Below are 16,763 nucleotides of genomic sequence, written 5' to 3' on the forward strand. Positions count from 1 at the left end.
GGGCTGGGGGTGCGGTCAGGGGAGGGCCGGGGTGGGGTGCCAGAGGGTGTGGAAGGTTTGGCGGGCCGCCTCGACCGCGTGGCGTTGGTCGGCGTGCAGGACGCCGAGGGCGTACGCGGTGGCCGGGGCGATGCGGGGGGTGCGGGCGGCGGTCGCGGAGGCGGCGGCGGCTTCGGAGGCGTCGCGGTGGTGGTCCAGGGCCTCGCCGGCGGCGGCGAGCCGGGTCACGTCGTCGCCGAGGGTTTCCCGGGCGTACCGGTGGACCCGCAGGAGGCGGCGTACCTCGTGCCAGGCGCCGTCCTCGTGCGCGGAGTACGGGGTGCCGCCCTCGGGGGCGGGGAGCGCGTCCACGGCGCCGACCAGTCGGGTTTCGGCCACCTCGGCCAGTGGGACCAGTACGTCGTCGACCCGGCCGCGGGCCGCGACGGGGTCGAGCGGGACCTCGGAGGCGAGGACGGCCACCGCGTCGGCGACCGCGTGGAACCGGGACGAGCCGAGGGCGGACAGGGTGGCCGAGTGGGCGCGGGTCCGGGCCAGGGTGAGCTGCCGTTCCAGCAGTGCGCCCGCCCGGGCCGAGCCCACGGTGAGGGCGCCGGCGGTGCCCCGGGGCGCGGGCACCTCGGGGGTTCCGGAGAGCCGGTGCAGGGCGTCCATGAGCCGCGCCAGGCGGACGGCGTACGCGTGCTCGTCGGCGAGGGTCGAGGACAGCCAGACGAGTTCCGTGCGCAGCGAGTCGGCCCAGGCCGACTCGGTCACCACCCGGAAGGTGCCCAGGGAGCCGGCGATCCGGCGCGCGGCCCCCCGCAGGCCGCGCGCCGCGTCGGTTCCCTCGGCGGTGTCGGCCGCCCCTGCCGCGCCGTCGCCGTGCAGGCGCAGCGCGCGCAGGAATGCGGTGGCCTGGGACCGCAGGTACGTGCCGAGCACGTCGCCTGCCAGGGGGTCATGGTTTGGCTGAGCCACGCCTGCGCCTCCGGGCGTCTATGAGCATCTCCTGTACGTGCCGCAGCGGCTGGCCCTCGGAGTCCGTGGCGTGCCGGGTCCACTCGCCGTCCGGTCCCAGGTGCCAGGAGGCGGTGTCGTCGGACATGCCGATTTCGAGGAGTCGGTCCAGTGACGTGCGGTGGGCCGGGTCGGCGACCCTGACCAGTGCCTCGATGCGACGATCGAGGTTGCGGTGCATCATGTCGGCGCTGCCGATCCACACCTCGGGTTCGCCGCCGTTGCCGAAGGCGAAGACCCGGGAGTGTTCGAGGAAGCGGCCGAGGATCGAGCGGACGCGGATGTTCTCCGACAGCCCGGGGACGCCGGGGCGCACGGCGCAGATGCCGCGGACCCAGATGTCGACCGGGACGCCCGCGCGGGCGGCCCGGTAGAGGGAGTCGATGAGGGCCTCGTCGACGATCGAGTTCATCTTCAGTCGGACGTACGCGGGGCGGCCGGCCCGGTGGTGGTCGGCTTCCTTGTCGATGCGGGAGACGAGGCCGTCGCGCAGCGACTTGGGGGCGGTCAGCAGTCGGCGGTAGGTCTCGCGGCGCGAGTAGCCGGACAGCCGGTTGAAGAGGTCGGAGAGGTCGGCGCCGACCTGCGGGTCGGTGGTGAGCAGGCCGAGGTCCTCGTAGAGGCGGGCCGTCTTGGGGTGGTAGTTGCCGGTTCCGACGTGGGAGTAGCGGCGCAGTTGGTCGCCTTCCTGGCGGACGACGAGCGACAGCTTGCAGTGGGTCTTGAGGCCGACGAGCCCGTAGACGACGTGGCAGCCGGACTCCTCCAGCTTGCGCGCCCACTTGATGTTGGCCTGTTCGTCGAAGCGGGCCTTGATCTCGACGAGTACGAGGACCTGCTTGCCGGATTCGGCGGCGTCGATGAGGGCGTCGACGATGGGGGAGTCGCCGGAGGTCCGGTACAGGGTCTGCTTGATCGCGAGGACGTCCGGGTCGGCGGCGGCCTGTTCCAGGAAGGCCTGTACGGAGGTGGAGAAGGAGTCGTACGGGTGGTGCAGCAGCACGTCCCGTTCGCGGAGCGCGGCGAAGATGTCGGGCGCGGACGCGGACTCCACCTCGGCGAGGTCGCGGTGGGTGCCGGCGATGAACTTGGGGTACTTCAGCTCGGGCCGGTCCAGGGAGGAGATCCCGAAGAGGGCGGTCAGGTCGAGGGGGCCCGGCAGCGGGTAGACCTCGGCGGCGCTGACCTTGAGTTCCTGTACGAGGAGGTCGAGGACGCCGGGGTCGATGGACTCCTCGACCTCCAGGCGGACGGGCGGGCCGAAGCGGCGCCGCATGAGTTCCTTCTCCAGGGCCTGGAGGAGGTTCTCCGCGTCGTCCTCCTCGACTTCGAGGTCCTCGTTGCGGGTGACCCGGAACATGTGGTGCGCGAGCACCTCCATGCCGGGGAACAGCTCCTCCAGGTGCGCGGCGATGACGTCCTCCAGCGGGACGTAGCGCTGAGGGGAGGCCTCCAGGAAGCGGGAGAGCAGCGGCGGGACCTTGACCCGGGCGAAGTGGCGGTGGCCGCTGACCGGGTTGCGCACGACGACGGCCAGGTTCAGGGACAGGCCGGAGATGTACGGGAAGGGGTGCGCGGGGTCCACGGCCAGCGGGGTGAGGACCGGGAAGATCTGGTTGCGGAACAGGGTGAAGAGGCGCGCCTGCTCCTTCTCGGTGAGGTCGGGCCACCGGATGAGGTGGATGCCCTCCTCGGCGAGCTGCGGGGCGATGTCCTGCTGGTAGCAGGCGGCGTGCCGGGCCATGAGCTCGCGCGAGCGGGTCCAGATCAGGTCCAGTACCTCGCGGGGCTGGAGGCCGGAGGCGGAGCGGGTGGCGACGCCGGTGGCGATGCGGCGCTTGAGGCCGGCGACGCGGACCATGAAGAACTCGTCGAGGTTGCTCGCGAAGATCGCCAGGAAGTTGGCGCGCTCCAGCAGCGGGGTGGCGGGGTCCTCCGCGAGCTCCAGCACCCGTTCGTTGAAGGCGAGCCAGCTGCGTTCGCGGTCGAGGAACCGCCCGGGGGGCAGCTCGCCGCCCTCCTTGTCGTCGTAGGTGTCCGGATCGGCGTCGAGGTCCGGATCGAGATCGACGTGGCCGACGTTCGGGCGGTGCGCGGCTATGGAGCCGAGCTGCGACTTCGCCGTGGCGGGCGTGTGAGACGGGTGCTGGGCGGGGACCTCGGTGGGGCCGACGCTGGGCTTGTGGCTCATGACTCCATTCTTCCGCGCACGCGGCAGGACAGGCGCGTCGGAAGTGTCGGCCGTCAGGCGGAGTCGGGGCTGCATGGTCGGATGCTGGCAAGCGCTTCTTAATGCCCGGTTAATGGCGAATGGCTTCCAGGGTCCGCCTGGCGCACGGGAGGACGCCGGGGTGACGGATTGCTCCGTTCGGGCTCCCGCGCACCGCGGGAGCCCGAACGGAGCGGTTCGGGCGGCGCCTCAGCTCTCGGTGCGGTACATCAGGTCCACCTCGTGGGTGGTGAAGCCGAGGCCCTCGTACACGGCGAGGGCGGCCGGGTTGTCGGCGTCCACGTAGAGCATCGCGGTGGGCAGGCCGGCCGCCGCGAGGTGGCGCAGGCCGATCGCGGTGAGGGCCTTGCCGAGGCCGCCGCCCTGGGCGCCGGGGCGGACGCCGACGACGTAGACCTCGCCGAGCCGCTCCTCGGCGTGGATCTTCGTCCAGTGGAAGCCGATCAGTTCGCCGTCGCGTTCCGCGAGGAAGAAGCCCTTGGCGTCGAACCAGGGCTGCGCGATGCGGTCGGCCAGGTCCCGTTCGGTGAGGGAGCCCTGCTCGGGGTGGTGGGCGAAGGCGGCCGCGTTCGCCGCGATCCAGGCCGCGTCGTCGGCGCCGGGGACGAAGGTGCGTACGGTGACCCCGGCCGGCAGGGCGGGTTCGGGCAGCGGCGGTGCCTCCGGGCCGAGCGGGCGGCGCAGCTGGCGCAGTTCGCGGAACAGGGTCAGACCGAGGACCTGCGCGAGGTGCCGGGCGGCGGACTTGCCGCCGTGGGCCCAGACGCGGATGCGCTTGCCCGAGGCGGCCAGCAGGGCGGTGCCCAGGGCCCGGCCGTGGCCGCGGCCGCGCAGGGAGGGGTGGACGACGAGTTCCGCGGCGGGGGCCTCCACCGGGTCGGTGTCCTCCAGTTGCCCGTACGCGGTGAGGCGTCCGTCGGCGGTGAGCAGGAAGTGCCGGATGCCCTCGCGGGGTCCGCCGCGGAGCTGGATGCGTCCCTGTTCGGACACGGCGGTGGTGCCGTCGGTGCGGGCGGCGTCCGTGATCAGGGTGAGTACGGCGTCGGCCTGTTCCTCCGTCAGCTCGTCGAGGGTCTCAATCTGCCGTCCCGGCTCCAGGGCCGCTGCTGCGTCAGTCATGACCCCACCGTACGACCGCAACCAGCCCGTAACCCATTAGCCCCTGTCGTGCTACGCGCGTTGACAATAGGCTGCGGCGGACCTCCCAAGTTGTCTCGCTGTCCGCAAAGGGGACTAAATGTCAGCGAAGCCACAACGGCACCGCCGAGCCCGCCGGTTGACCCTCGCCGCTCTCGCCGCCACGGCCGGCGCCGGAGCCCTGGTCGCCGCCGCCCTTCCGGCCGGAGCCGCGAGTGGTGGCGGTGCGGCCAAGAGCCGGACCGTCGACGTTCAGATGCTTTCGTTCAATGACTTCCACGGCACGCTGGAGCCCCCGCAGGGTTCCTCCGGCACCGTGACCGAACGCCAGGCGGACGGCACCACCAAGGCCATACCCGCGGGCGGCGTCGAGTACCTGGCGACGAGCCTGCGCGAAGCCCGCAAGGGCCACGAGTACTCCGTCACCGCCGCGGCCGGTGACATGATCGGCGGCAGCCCGATGCTGTCGGGGCTCTTCCACGACGAGCCGACCATCGAGGCGATGAACAAGCTCGGCTTGAACGTCTCCAGCGTCGGCAACCACGAGTTCGACGAGGGCAAGACCGAGCTGCGCCGCATGGCGTACGGCGGTTGCCACCCCACCGAGGGCTGTTTCGAGTACGGCAAGACGTTCACCGGAGCGGAGTTCCAGTACCTCGCCGCGAACGTGACGGACGTGAAGACCAAGCGTCCGCTGATGTCGCCCACCTTCGTCTGGAAGAAGGGGGACGTGAAGATCGGCTTCATCGGCGTCACCCTGGAGGGCACTCCGGACGTCGTCACCGCCGAGGGCGTCAAGGGCCTCAAGTTCGGCGACGAGGTCGAGACGATCAACAAGTACGCCGCGGAGCTGAACAAGCAGGGCGTGAAGTCGATCGTCGCGCTCATCCACGAGGGCGGTCTGCCCGCGGGCGGCGCGTACAACTACGACTGCGACACCCCCGGCGCGGGCGCCGGCATCTCGGGCGCGATCGTGGACATCGCCAAGAAGGTCGACCCCAAGGTCGACGCGCTGGTGACCGGCCACACGCACCAGGCGTACGCGTGCAACATCCCCGACCCGGCGGGCAACCCGCGCACGGTCACCTCGGCCGCCTCCATCGGTCGGCTGTACACGGACACCACGCTCACGTACGACCGGCAGACCAAGGACATCGTCCGTACGCCGGTCACCTCGCCCAAGCCGGTCAACAAGGTCGTGGGCCGCGAGCAGCCCAAGGCCGCGGACATGAGCGACCTGATCCGGCGCTGGAACGAGCTGGCGGCCCCGATCGCGAGCCGCCCCCAGGGCTTCATCTCGGCCGACATCCCGGGTCGCGGCTCGGAGGCGCCCGAGAAGCCGCTCGGCGACCTGATCGCCGACGCGCAGCTGGAGGCCCTGGCCCCGGCCGACAAGGGTGGTGCGCAGCTGGCCGTCATGAACCCGGGCGGCATCCGTTCGGACCTCGCCTTCAAGGCCTCCGGGGCCGAGGGCGACGGTGTGGTGACGTACGGCGAGTCCTTCACGGTCCAGCCGTTCACCAACATGATGAACATCGTGGACCTGACCGGCGCGCAGTTGATCACCGCGCTTCAGCAGCAGGTCAGCGGCACGGTCAACGGCCCGAACCCGAAGATCCTCCAGGTCTCGAAGGGCTTCACGTACACCCTGGACCTGACGAAGGCGGGCGCGGACCGCATCGTCGTGGACTCGGTGAAGCTGAACGGCGCGGCCATCGACCCCGCCAAGACCTACCGGGTCGCGATGAACGAGTTCCTCGCGGGCGGCGGTGACGGTTTCACCGTCCTGAAGGAGCACAAGAACAAGCTGGTGGGCGCGTCCGACCTGGACTGCTTCAACGCCTACCTGACGAACAACTCCTCGCAGGAGTCCCCGATCGCGCCGCCGGCGGCGAACCGGATCACGATCGTCAAGTAACACCAGGCGACACTTTCGCGCACAGCGCGCCCGAAGGGGCGACGGGCCCGGCGGCCCGTCGCCCCTTCGGCGTTCCCGGCGGTCCCCGGCGCCGCCGGGAAGGGTTCAGAGCCGGTCGAGGAACGCCCCGACGGCCTCGTGGAAGCCCCGCGGGTCGGTGAACGGCACGAAGTGGTCCCCGTCGAGCGGGGCGTACGAGGTTCCCGGCCGTCGGGTGACCATCGCGTCGGCCAGTCGCCGCGGGAGGGCCGCGCTGCGGGTGCCGTGGATCAGCAGGGCGGGGCAGGTGCTCGCCAGCCAGGCGTCCCAGTGGTCGCCCCGGCAGGCGTGGATGGAGTCGAGCATGTCCTGCGGGTGGAACGGCAGCCGCCAGTGCCCGGTGTCGGGCAGCGGTCGCAGGGCGCCGGTGACGAACTGGGCGATGATCGGGCCGACGGCCGCGAGGAGCGCCTCGGGGCTCTCGCCGGTGTACGGGATGCCGCGCAGGAAGGGGAACGGCTCCGGCCCGTCGGGGTCGACCTCCAGCCCGGCGTCCACGTCGATGAGCGCGCGGACCCGGTCGGGGTGGGCGGCGGCCAGGTGGATCGCGTTGAGGCCGCCGAGGGAGTAGCCGAGGACGGCGACGGGGGCGTCGAGGCCGAGGTGGTCGAGGAGGGCCACGGCGTCGGCGACGTAGCCCTCGCGCCGGTAGTCGGGGGCCCGGTCGGAGTCGCCGTGGCCGCGCTGGTCGGGGGCGATGACCCGCCAGGCGTCGCCGAGGTGGGCGGCGAGGCCGGTGAAGGCGGCGCCTTCGGAGAGGCCGCCGTGGAGCACGAGCAGCGGGCGGCCGGGGCCGCCGAAGTCCAGGTGGGACAGGGTGCGGTCGTCGATCTTCAGCTCGTGGCGCATGGCGTGGCTTCTCCCCGGGTGTGATCGGTCGGATCGATCGACGGGTCGGATCGATCGGTGTTCCGGTTCAAGGCTGCCGGCATTTGGGCAAGCGCGCAATACGCATGTGTAGGGCATCTGCCTGAGGCGAGCGCCCAAGAACCGGGGCGCGGATACGATCCCCGCATGGGAAATCGCGAGGACCTGTTGGCCGGAGCGCGCCGCTGCCTGGAGGAGAAGGGCTATCTGCGCACGACCGTGCGCGACATCGCCTCGGCGTCGAAGGTGAGCATGGCCGCGATCGGCTACCACTTCGGTTCGCGCGAGGCGCTCCTGAACCGCGCGCTGTTCGACGCCATGGACGAGTGGGCCGCGGCGGCCGGCCGGCTCGCCGGCGAGGGGGACACCGCCGAGGAGCGGTACGCCGACACCTGGGACCGCAAGATCCGGGACTTCGGCGACATGCGCTGGCTGTGGATCGCCAACGTCGAGGCCTTCGTCCACGCGCAGTCCTCGCCCGAGGTCCTCGCGATCCTCGCCGAGGGCCAGCGCCGGTCCCGGCGCATGGTCGCGGCCCAACTCCGGGGCGTCCCCGAGGAAGAGGTCTCCGAAGCGGACGTACGGGCCCTCGGTTCGGTGCACATCGCGCTGCTCAGCGGCGTGATGGTGCAGTGCCTGACCGACCCGGAGGCGGCGCCGGACGGCCACGAGCTCGCCCAAGGCCTGCGCGCCATGGCGGAGTTGCTCGAAAGCTGACCACTACCGATGGGTAGCAATGCCCGGTCCCGCATGCCATGATCCCGTCCCACCACTGGGTCGGCGAAGGGGCGGGCATGGGAAGCGGAATGGACCGGCGGAGGTTCCTGGTCGGCGCGCTGGCGGCGGGAGCCGCCCTCGGGACGGGGGCGGCGGGCCGGGCCTCGGCGGCCACGCTCGGCACACAGGACTGGATGGCCGGCCTCGCCGACTCCACCCCCCTCCAGCGCATGACCATCCCCGGCACCCACGACTCCGGCGCCCGCAAGGGCGGGCTCTACGTCGCCTGCCAGAACACCTCGATCGCGCAGCAGCTCGACGCGGGCATCCGCTTCCTCGACGTCCGATGTCGGGTCACGGGCGGCTCGTTCGCCATCCACCACGCGGCCTTCTTCCAGGACCTGATGTTCGGGGACGTCCTCGTCGACTGTGGGAACTTCCTCGCCGCGCACCCCTCCGAGACCGTGCTGATGCGCGTCAAGCAGGAGTACTCCGAGGACAGCGACGCCACCTTCCGCGCCGTCTTCGACGACTACCTCGACAACCGGGGCTGGCGTCCCCTCTTCCGGATCGCCGACACCCTGCCCTCGTCCCTGGGACAGGCCCGCGGCAAGGTGGTGCTGCTCGCCGACAACGGCGGACTGCCCGGCCTGCGGTACGGCGACGGGAACGTCTTCGACATCCAGGACGACTACAACACCGAGCCCTTCGCCAAGCGGGGCCGGATCGAGAACCACTTCCGCAAGGCCGTGCAGCAGCCCGGGAAGCTGTTCGTGAACTACGCCAGCACCGCCGCCTACATGCCCCCGCGCTGGAACTCCGACCGACTCAACCCGCAGGTCCACGGCTTCGTGGACGGCGGGGAGATGGCCGGCCGGACCGGGCTCGGCATCGTCCCCATGGACTTCCCCAACACCCGCTCCGGACTCGTCACCTCACTGATCCGGCACAACTGACGCGCCGCCCGCGGGCGGTGACGCCTGCGGATCCGCTGCCGGCGGAGGGGTCGGCGCGCCCGGGATGCGGAGCACCGCCTCCGTGCCCGGGCCGCCGTCCCGGGCCGCCCGCAGCTCGGCGCTGCCGCCCGCGCGGCCCACCGTACGGGCCACGATCGACAGGCCCAGCCCGCTGCCGGGCAGGGCGCGGGCCGACGGGGACCGCCAGAACCGCTCGAAGACGTGCGGCAGGTCCTGGTCCGGGATGCCCGGCCCGTGGTCCCGTACGGTCAGCTCCCCGGCGTGCAGCGCCACCTCGACCCGGCCGCCGGGCGGGCTGAACTTCACCGCGTTGTCCAGGACGTTGACCACCGCACGCTCCAGCGCCGCCGCCTCGCCCCGCACGTACCAGGGCTCCAGCGACGAGCCGAACGTCAACTCCGGACCGCGCAGCCGGGCCCGCGACAGCGCGGACCCGACGATCTCGTGCAGGGCCACCACCCCGAGCGGGCCCGGCGAGGCCGCGTCCGGGCGGGACAGCTCCTGGAGGTCCCCGATCAGCGACGCCAACTCCGTCATCTGCGCCTTCACCGACGCCAGCAGCTCCCGGCGGTCCTGCGGCGGAATCGCCCGGCCGGTCTCCTCGCTGCGCGCCAGCAACTCGATGTTCGTCCGCAGTGAGGTCAGCGGGGTGCGCAGCTCGTGACCGGCGTCCGCGATCAGCTGGGCCTGCCGGTCCCGGGAGGAGGCCAGTGCGGCGGTCATCGAGTTGAAGGACCGAGACAGCCGGGCGATCTCGTCCTCGCCCTCGTCGGGGATCCGCACCGTGAGGTCCTCGGTACGGGCGATGTGCTCGACGGCGCCGGTGAGTTCGTCGACCGGCCGCAGACCGGTACGGGCCACCCACAGGCCGGCCGCGCCCGCGCCCACGACACCGATGCCGGACACCAGGAGCAGTACCCAGGCCAGCGTGGACAGCGGCTTGTCGATGTCGGCGAGCGGCTTGGCGATGGAGATGCCGAATACGGGCCCGCCGGACACCACCTGCGCGGGCGTCGTGTAGACGCGCATGTCGACGCCTTCGGAGGTTGTCACGTCCTGGAGGGTGGCCCGCCGCTTGCCCGCCGCGATCTCCCTGTCGATGGCGGTCACCGGCAGCGTCGCCGGCCCGCTCACCCAGCAGTGCCCGCCCTGGTCGGTGACGATCTGGACCGTCGCGTTCAGGTTCCCGGCGATGTCCTGCTGCGATTCGGCGGGGCGGGTCACACAGCGGCCCCCGTCCAGTACCCGCCCCACCTGCGGGTTCGGGTTGGTGGCCATCAGCGAGCGGTCCAGCTGGTCCCGCAGCTGGGCGCGCACCATCACCCAGGACACCGCCGCCACGGCGGCCACGGCGACCGCGACCGCGACCGCGACCAGCAGCGCCAGCCGGGAGCGCAGCGGCAGCGCGCGGAATCCGGCGACCGGGTTCACTCGGGCCCTCCGTGGTCCCCGGCCCCGGCGGCGCGCAGCACGTATCCCACCCCGCGCACGGTGTGGACCAGGCGCGGCTCCCCGCCGGCCTCGGTCTTGCGGCGCAGGTACATCACGTACACGTCCAGGGAGTTGGAGCTGGGTTCGAAGTCGAAGCCCCAGACGGTCTTCAGGATCTGCTCCCGGGTCAGGACCTGGCGCGGGTGCGCGAGGAACATCTCCAGCAGCGTGAACTCGGTGCGGGTCAGCTCCACCTGCCGCCCGGCCCGGGTCACCTCGCGGGTCGCGAGGTCCATCCGCAGGTCGCCGAAGGTCAGCGCGTCCTCGGGCTCCGGCCCGCCGGCCGCGGGCGCGGTGTACGAGCTGCGCCGCAGCAGTGCCCGGACCCGAGCGAACAGCTCGTCCAGCTCGAACGGCTTCACCAGGTAGTCGTCGGCGCCCGCGTCGAGGCCGGTGACGCGGTCGCCGACGGTGTCGCGGGCGGTCAGCATCAGGATCGGGGTGGTGCTGCCGGCGGCGCGCAGCCGCCGGGCCGCGGTCAAGCCGTCCATCCGCGGCATCTGGATGTCCAGCACGATCAGGTCGGGGGCGTACGAGACCGCCTGGTCGAGGGCGTCCAGGCCGTCGACCGCGGTCCGCGCGCCGTATCCCTCGAAGGCGAGGGAGCGGCGCAGGGCCTCGCGGACGGCCGGCTCGTCGTCGACGACGAGGATGCGCTGCTGGTCGCCTTCGGCGGCGTTCATGTGGGTCCCCCGGGGGTGGTGGTCGGTCCTATCAGACTCGCACGGGGCGCCTAGAAGGAGGTCCCGAAGCCGTTGGCGGCGCCGCCCGAGTCGCCGGCGCCCGAGTCGGCGCCGTCGTTGCCGGCGCTGCCGCTTCCGCTGCCGCCGCCGCGCAGGGAGTCGAGGTCGGCCTTGATGGTGTTGACCGGGATGGCGAAGCCGAGGCCGACGCTGCCGGCGCTGCTGCTGTCACTGGAGGGGGAGTAGATCGCGGAGGGCATTCCGACGATCTCGCCGTTCATGTTGACGAGGGCTCCGCCGGAGTTGCCGGGGTTGAGCGAGGCGTCCGTCTGGATGGCCTTGTAGGAGGTGGTGTTCTGGCCGGTGTTCCCGTTGAACTGCTGTCCCTCGTACGAGAACGGCCAGCCGCCGCCTTGGCGGCCCTGCGGGGCCTGCTGCTCGGACTTGGGCACGTTCACGTCGCGGTTCAGGGCGGAGACGATGCCGCTGGTGACGGTTCCGGTCAGCCGGTCCGGGGAGCCGATGGCCACGACCTCGTCGCCCACCTTGAGCCCGTCGGAGTTGCCGAGCTTGGCCGCCTTGAGGCCACTGGCGCCCTGGAGCTTGATCAGGGCGAGGTCCTTGTCCGGGTCGGTGCCGACGGTCTTGGCGGTGTACTTCTTGCCGTCGCTCATCGTCACCTGGATCTCGGAAGCCCCCTCGACCACGTGGTTGTTGGTGACGATCTCCCCGTCGGCGGTGAGGACGATGCCGGAGCCGGTGCCCTGGCCGGACGAGGTGCGGGTGTCGATGCGCACGACGGACGGGCTGACCTGCTCGGCCACGCCGGAGACGGTGCCGTTGCTGGACTGGGAGACGTTGGTGCCGCTGATGCCGGAGCCGCCGGTGTTCTGCCCGCCGAGGTACTGCTGCACCGCCGCGGCGGTGCCACCGCCCACGACGGCGGCGGCCAGCGCGACGGCGGCCAGCAGGGCCACGGGCCGCTTGGCGCGGGCCGGCCCGGCGTGCGCGGGCCCTTCCGGGGCGGGGGCGGGCCGGTCCCGGCCGCCGTCTTCGGCGGGCACCGTCTCGCCCGGGACGACGGGCGGCCGGTGCGCCTCGTGCCAACCGGGCGCCGGCGCGGCGGGCGGGTACGGGGGCGGCGGCGGGTAGGCGCCCGCCGCGGCCTCCTGGGCGAGCCGGTCACGTCCGCGCTGCCAGTCCTCGCCGAACGGCTCGGGCTGGGGGCGGTTCTCCTGGGGGTACTCGCCTTCGCGGCGGAAGCTCTCGGTCATGTCTATGACTGTGTCCGGGGATCATGAGAGCTTCCTGAGTCCCGGCTGAGAAGCCCGACAGAACCGCGTATGCCCGATATAAGGACAGGGGTCGGGATCGGGCTCGGGGATGCCCGAGCCCGACCGACGGAGAGGTCCTAGTGGCAGCCGCAGGACCGTCGGATCACCAGCGCCGACGGGAACTGCTTGAGCCGTTCCCGGCGCGAGCCCGCCACCCGCAGGGCGTCGTCCAGCACGAGGTCCACCGCCGCGCGCGCCATCGCCGTGCGGTCGGAGGCGATGGTGGTCAGCGGCGGGTCCGTCAGCGCCGCTTCCTTGACGTCGTCGAAGCCGGCCACGGCCAGTTCGCCCGGTACGTCGATGCGCAGCTCCCGCGCCGCCCGCAGCACACCGATGGCCTGGTCGTCGGTGGCGCAGAAGATCGCCGGGGGCCGGTTCGGCCCCGACAGGACCTCCAGGGCGACGGTGTACGCGTCGTAGCGGTTGTACGGGGCCTCGAAGAGCCGCCCCTCCACCGAGCGCCCGGCCTCCAGCATGGCCCGCCGCCAGCCCTCGACGTGGTCCGCGACCGGGTCGCCGACCGACGGGGTGTTCTCGACGCCGCCGATGCAGGCCACGTACGGGTGCCCGTGCTCCAACAGGTGCCGGGTGGCGAGCTGCGCGCCGCCGATGTCGTCGGTGATCACCGCGACGTCGTCGATGGCCTCGGGACGCTCGTGCAGCAGCACGATCCGCGCGTCCCACGCCTCGATCTCCGAGGCGGCGCGCTCGCTCATGCCCTGGCTGACCAGGATCAGCCCGGAGACCCGCATGCCGAGGAAGGCCCGCAGGTAGTGGACCTCGCGCTCGTCGCGGTAGTCGGAGTTGCCGACCAGGACCATCTTCCCGCGCTCGGCGGCGGCCTGTTCGACCGCGTGCGCCATCTCCGCGAAGAACGGCTGCCGGGCGTCCGGGACGATCATGCCTATGAGGTCGGTGCGCCGGGACGCCATGGCCTGCGCGACCCGGTCGGGCCGGTAGCCCAGCTCCTTGATCGCGGCGAGTACACGCTCGCGCGTGGCCGGGGCAACCGGCCTGGGTCCGTTGTTGATGACATAGCTCACGACGGCGGTAGAGGTACCCGCAAGTCGCGCCACGTCATCCCGCGTCACCTTGGCCACGCGCGGCAGTCTACGCGGGGTGACCTACCTCTGGGCAGGCCGTCCCGCAGACTCGATCTGCACCGGGGTCTCCTCCGGACGGGGGAGGGCCGCCGCCGCCTTCGCGGCGGCCTGGGCCGCCGCTTCCGCCGCCGCCCGCTCGACCTTCTCGGGCGTGACGAAGCGGTAGCCGACGTTGCGCACGGTCCCGATCAGCGACTCGTGCTCGGGGCCGAGCTTGGCCCGCAGCCGACGCACGTGGACGTCGACCGTCCGGGTGCCGCCGAAGTAGTCGTATCCCCAGACCTCCTGGAGCAGCTGGGCGCGGGTGAAGACCCGTCCCGGGTGCTGCGCGAGGTACTTGAGCAGCTCGAACTCCTTGAAGGTCAGGTCCAGGACCCGGCCCTTCAGCTTCGCCGAATAGGTGGCCTCGTCGACCGACAGATCGCCGTTGCGGATCTCCATCGGGGAGTCGTCGGAGCCCATCTGCTGCCGGCCGGTGGCGAGCCGCAGGCGCGCCTCCACCTCGGCGGGCCCGGCGGTGTCGAGGAGGACGTCGTCGATGCCCCAGTCGGCCGTGACGGCGGCCAGACCGCCCTCCGTGACGACGAGGACGAGCGGACAGCCGGGGCCCGTCGAGCGGAGCAGCTGGCACAGCGACCGCACCTGCGGGAGGTCGCGGCGCCCGTCGATGAGGATGACATCGGCTCCGGGGGTGTCCACGAGGGCCGGTCCCTCGGCGGGCGCCACCCGTACGTTGTGCAGCAGCAGGCCGAGGGCGGGCAGCACCTCGGTCGACGGCTGCAGGGCGTTGGTCAGCAGCAGGAGAGAGCTCATGCCCGACCACCTGCCCGGGTCGGGCGTTTGTGCACGTGCGTGTGCACGGATCGCTGGTCCATCACGTCGGTTCCTCCTCGGTCCCGTCGAGGACTTTCGCGGCACTGCTTCGTACGACTTGCCTCGCCCCCCCGGTCCCCGCGCCCTGGGGTCCGGGGTGACGCACTCTTCTCGGTCCGTTCAACGCGCTGAAAGCACAAAAGGACCCGGGGGCAACGTTGCCCGGATCCTCTACGCCGCCAGAATAGCCCACCGGCCCTTTCGGGGCAGAGGCTCCGGCGAACCCCTTCTGTGGTTCCTGCCACGCCCGTCACCAGGGTATGCCCCGGTTTCGTCTGATCGGCGGCCTCTGGTCGCCGCACGCGGGCGCACTCGGGGCGCGCGGAGGCACACGGGGGTGGGTGTTCGGAGGGGTCATCATGGATGCCGACGAACAGAGAGCCGACGAGGGGAGCAGCTGTGGCAACCGGAACCATCCGCTACTGGGCGGCGGCCAAGGCCGCCGCCGGGACGGCGGAGGAGCCGTACGCGGCGCGGACACTGGGCGAGGCGCTCGACGCCGTGCGCGAACGCCACCCGGGAGAACTGACCCGGGTCCTGCTGCGCTGCTCCTTCCTCGTGAACGAAGAACCTGTGGGCAAGCGCCCGCACGATGCCGTCCTGCTCACGGAAGGCGGCACCGTCGAGGTGCTTCCGCCGTTCGCGGGCGGGTGAGCGGGAGCCCATGAGTACCCCCGAAGAGCAACAGCGCAGGCAGCAGCAAGAGCAGGAGCAGGAGCAGCAACAGCACGATCCGTACGATCCGTACGGGACGCAGACCTGGCAGGCCGACACCTGGGACACCGGCTACCAGCCGATGCAGCCGCAGCTCGGCGGGGTCCCGGGCCGGAGCGGGCAGCAGCCGGCGCAGCCCGCGGCGCCCGAGGCCTGGTTCCGCGAGGGGGCGCAGGCGGCGCCCGCCCAGGAGTGGGCCGAGACGGCGTACCCGCCGCCGTACCGGGAGCCGTACCAGGACTCCGGGCAGCCGCAGCCGGGGCAGCCGCAGCAGCAGGGACAGCAGTTCCAGCAGCAGCAGCCGGGGCAGCAGTTCCAGCCCCAGCAGTCGCAGCAGCCCCAGCAGTCGCAAGGGCAGTTCCAGCCCCAGCAGCAGCCGCAGCAGGCGTCGTACGGGCAGCCCGTGGCGCCGGAGGCCTGGTTCCGCGAGGAGGCGCAGGCGGCGCCCGCCCAGGAGTGGGCCGAGACGGCGTACCTGCCTCCGTACCAGGAGCCCCAGCAGTCGCAGCAGCCCCAGCAGTCGCAGGGACAGCAGTTCCAGCCCCAGCAGCCCCAGCAGTCGCAGGGACAGCAGTTCCAGCCCCAGCAGTTCCAGGCGCAGCCGCCGCAGCAGGCGTCGTACGGGCAGCCCGTGGTGCCCGAGGGGTGGTTCCGCGAGGAGGCCCCGGCGGCCCAAGCCCCCGCCCCCGCCGCCCCGCCCGCCGCGGCCGGCTGGGCGGAGGAGACGGCGTACCTGCCGCCGCAGACCGCGGAGCCGGCCGTGGAGGCCACCGCCTATCTGCCGCCGGTGACGGCCGCCCCGGAGCCCGCACGGGGTTCCCCGGACCCCGACGCCGACCCCGGTACGCGGTCCGAGTACTCCCCGCCGACGCTCGCGGGCAACACGCTCCGCGCCGTCGACCCGGCGCAGGCCCGCGCCGAGGGTCGGTCGCCGATCATCGGCCCCGGTCCGCAGTCGGCGATACTGACCGCCGCCCTCGGACTGCTGCTGGCCGCGGCCGCCGCGTTCGGCGACCTCGCGCTGCTCGTGCCGCTGATCGCCCTCCAGGGCCTCACCGCGGCCGGCTGGTTCCGCCTCAACGGCATGTGGCCCGCCCGTCAGGGCATCGCCCTCGCCTTCCTCGGCGCCGTGGTCGCGGACGCCGCCGTGCTCGCCGTGGACGACGTGAACGGGCCCGGCGCGATCATCGGCACCCTCGGTGCCTGGGTGCTGCTCACGCTGGTGCTCCAGCTCCGCAGTCACGCGGACCCCGACGAGCGGATGTACGGACTCATGGCCTCGGTGGCCTCCGCCGCCCTCGCCATCGTCTGCGCCGGGTACCTGGCGGCCGGCTCCGAGGCCGTCAGCGTGGGAGGGGCCGCCGTGGCGGTCGCCGTCTTCGCCCGGGCCCTGCCGCTGCCCGCGCCGGCGTCCGTGGCGGTCTCGCTGGCCGCCGCGGCGGGTGCGGGCATCGCGGTCGGCACGATGACGGGCATCGGGACCGGCGGGGCGCTGCTCGGTCTGGCCGCCGGGGTGTGCGCCCTGGTCGGCCTGCGGGTGGCCGCGTACGACTACCCGTCGAAGTTCGTCCACATGACGGCCGGTGTCGCGTTGCCGCTGGCGGCGGCGGCTCCCGCCGTCTACCTGATGGGCCGGGTGGTGGGCTGACGTCGGCCGCACGTTCGACCCCTCCCTTTCCAG

General features: G+C 72.5%; 14 protein-coding genes. 5 read left to right on the top strand and 9 right to left on the bottom strand.

The window, feature by feature from the left end:
- Nucleotides 1-15 precede the first annotated feature (15 nt).
- The 3 genes from ADK55_RS20430 to mshD all read right to left on the bottom strand — a co-directional run bounded on the left by ADK55_RS20430 (nucleotide 16) and on the right by mshD (nucleotide 4,348).
- On the bottom strand, nucleotides 16-960 hold the full coding sequence (locus tag ADK55_RS20430) for a CHAD domain-containing protein (protein ID WP_053680764.1): 945 nt from the start codon (nucleotides 958-960) through the stop codon (nucleotides 16-18).
- Nucleotides 941-3,190, bottom strand: a complete 2,250-nt coding sequence (locus ADK55_RS20435; RefSeq protein ID WP_053680766.1) for an RNA degradosome polyphosphate kinase — start codon at nucleotides 3,188-3,190, stop codon at nucleotides 941-943. Before ADK55_RS20435 ends, ADK55_RS20430 begins: the two co-directional genes overlap by 20 nt.
- A gap of 228 nt (nucleotides 3,191-3,418) precedes the next feature.
- The gene (gene mshD / locus ADK55_RS20440) at nucleotides 3,419-4,348 is read right to left on the bottom strand and encodes a mycothiol synthase (protein WP_053680768.1); all 930 of its coding nucleotides are present in this window, start codon (nucleotides 4,346-4,348) and stop codon (nucleotides 3,419-3,421) included.
- 118 nt (nucleotides 4,349-4,466) lie between these two features.
- On the opposite strand from mshD, the gene ADK55_RS20445 reads away from it, so the two are divergent.
- A complete protein-coding gene (locus ADK55_RS20445; protein ID WP_053680770.1) occupies nucleotides 4,467-6,284 on the top strand; it encodes a bifunctional metallophosphatase/5'-nucleotidase in 1,818 nt (605 codons plus the stop codon).
- A 105-nt stretch (nucleotides 6,285-6,389) separates the two neighbouring features.
- Here ADK55_RS20445 and ADK55_RS20450 read toward each other — a convergent pair whose 3' ends face one another.
- Entirely contained in the window at nucleotides 6,390-7,172 is a 783-nt protein-coding gene (locus ADK55_RS20450) for an alpha/beta fold hydrolase (RefSeq protein WP_053680773.1), read from the bottom strand.
- 165 nt (nucleotides 7,173-7,337) lie between these two features.
- On the opposite strand from ADK55_RS20450, the gene ADK55_RS20455 reads away from it, so the two are divergent.
- Both ADK55_RS20455 and ADK55_RS20460 read left to right on the top strand, forming a co-directional pair.
- The gene (locus tag ADK55_RS20455; RefSeq protein WP_053680774.1) at nucleotides 7,338-7,907 is read left to right on the top strand and encodes a TetR/AcrR family transcriptional regulator; all 570 of its coding nucleotides are present in this window, start codon (nucleotides 7,338-7,340) and stop codon (nucleotides 7,905-7,907) included.
- A 77-nt stretch (nucleotides 7,908-7,984) separates the two neighbouring features.
- Entirely contained in the window at nucleotides 7,985-8,863 is an 879-nt protein-coding gene (locus tag ADK55_RS20460) for a phosphatidylinositol-specific phospholipase C (RefSeq protein ID WP_234350168.1), read from the top strand.
- Here the strand turns inward: ADK55_RS20460 and ADK55_RS20465 are convergent.
- From ADK55_RS20465 to ADK55_RS20485, 5 genes are all read right to left on the bottom strand, one after another.
- Complete coding sequence (locus ADK55_RS20465) at nucleotides 8,843-10,315, bottom strand: sensor histidine kinase (protein WP_053680777.1); 1,473 nt, start codon at nucleotides 10,313-10,315, stop codon at nucleotides 8,843-8,845. The genes ADK55_RS20460 and ADK55_RS20465 overlap by 21 nt on opposite strands.
- Nucleotides 10,312-11,058 carry a response regulator transcription factor gene (locus tag ADK55_RS20470; protein WP_053680779.1) on the bottom strand — a complete coding sequence of 249 codons (747 nt, stop codon included), beginning with the start codon at nucleotides 11,056-11,058 and terminating at the stop codon, nucleotides 10,312-10,314. Before ADK55_RS20470 ends, ADK55_RS20465 begins: the two co-directional genes overlap by 4 nt.
- A gap of 50 nt (nucleotides 11,059-11,108) precedes the next feature.
- A complete protein-coding gene (locus ADK55_RS20475) occupies nucleotides 11,109-12,332 on the bottom strand; it encodes a S1C family serine protease (protein ID WP_053680781.1) in 1,224 nt (407 codons plus the stop codon).
- A gap of 137 nt (nucleotides 12,333-12,469) precedes the next feature.
- Complete coding sequence (locus tag ADK55_RS20480) at nucleotides 12,470-13,492, bottom strand: LacI family DNA-binding transcriptional regulator (protein ID WP_053680783.1); 1,023 nt, start codon at nucleotides 13,490-13,492, stop codon at nucleotides 12,470-12,472.
- A gap of 24 nt (nucleotides 13,493-13,516) precedes the next feature.
- Entirely contained in the window at nucleotides 13,517-14,308 is a 792-nt protein-coding gene (locus ADK55_RS20485) for a winged helix-turn-helix transcriptional regulator (RefSeq protein ID WP_053680785.1), read from the bottom strand.
- Between the two features lie 459 nt (nucleotides 14,309-14,767).
- Between ADK55_RS20485 and ADK55_RS20490 the strand changes: the two genes are divergently transcribed.
- Both ADK55_RS20490 and ADK55_RS39930 read left to right on the top strand, forming a co-directional pair.
- Nucleotides 14,768-15,022: a MoaD/ThiS family protein gene (locus tag ADK55_RS20490; RefSeq protein WP_053680787.1), complete on the top strand. Its 255-nt coding sequence runs from the start codon at nucleotides 14,768-14,770 to the stop codon at nucleotides 15,020-15,022.
- A gap of 10 nt (nucleotides 15,023-15,032) precedes the next feature.
- On the top strand, nucleotides 15,033-16,730 hold the full coding sequence (locus ADK55_RS39930) for a hypothetical protein (RefSeq protein ID WP_234350169.1): 1,698 nt from the start codon (nucleotides 15,033-15,035) through the stop codon (nucleotides 16,728-16,730).
- Nucleotides 16,731-16,763: the final 33 nt, after the last annotated feature.

Source organism: Streptomyces sp. WM4235 (assembly GCF_001279725.1).
Lineage (GTDB): Bacteria > Actinomycetota > Actinomycetes > Streptomycetales > Streptomycetaceae > Streptomyces.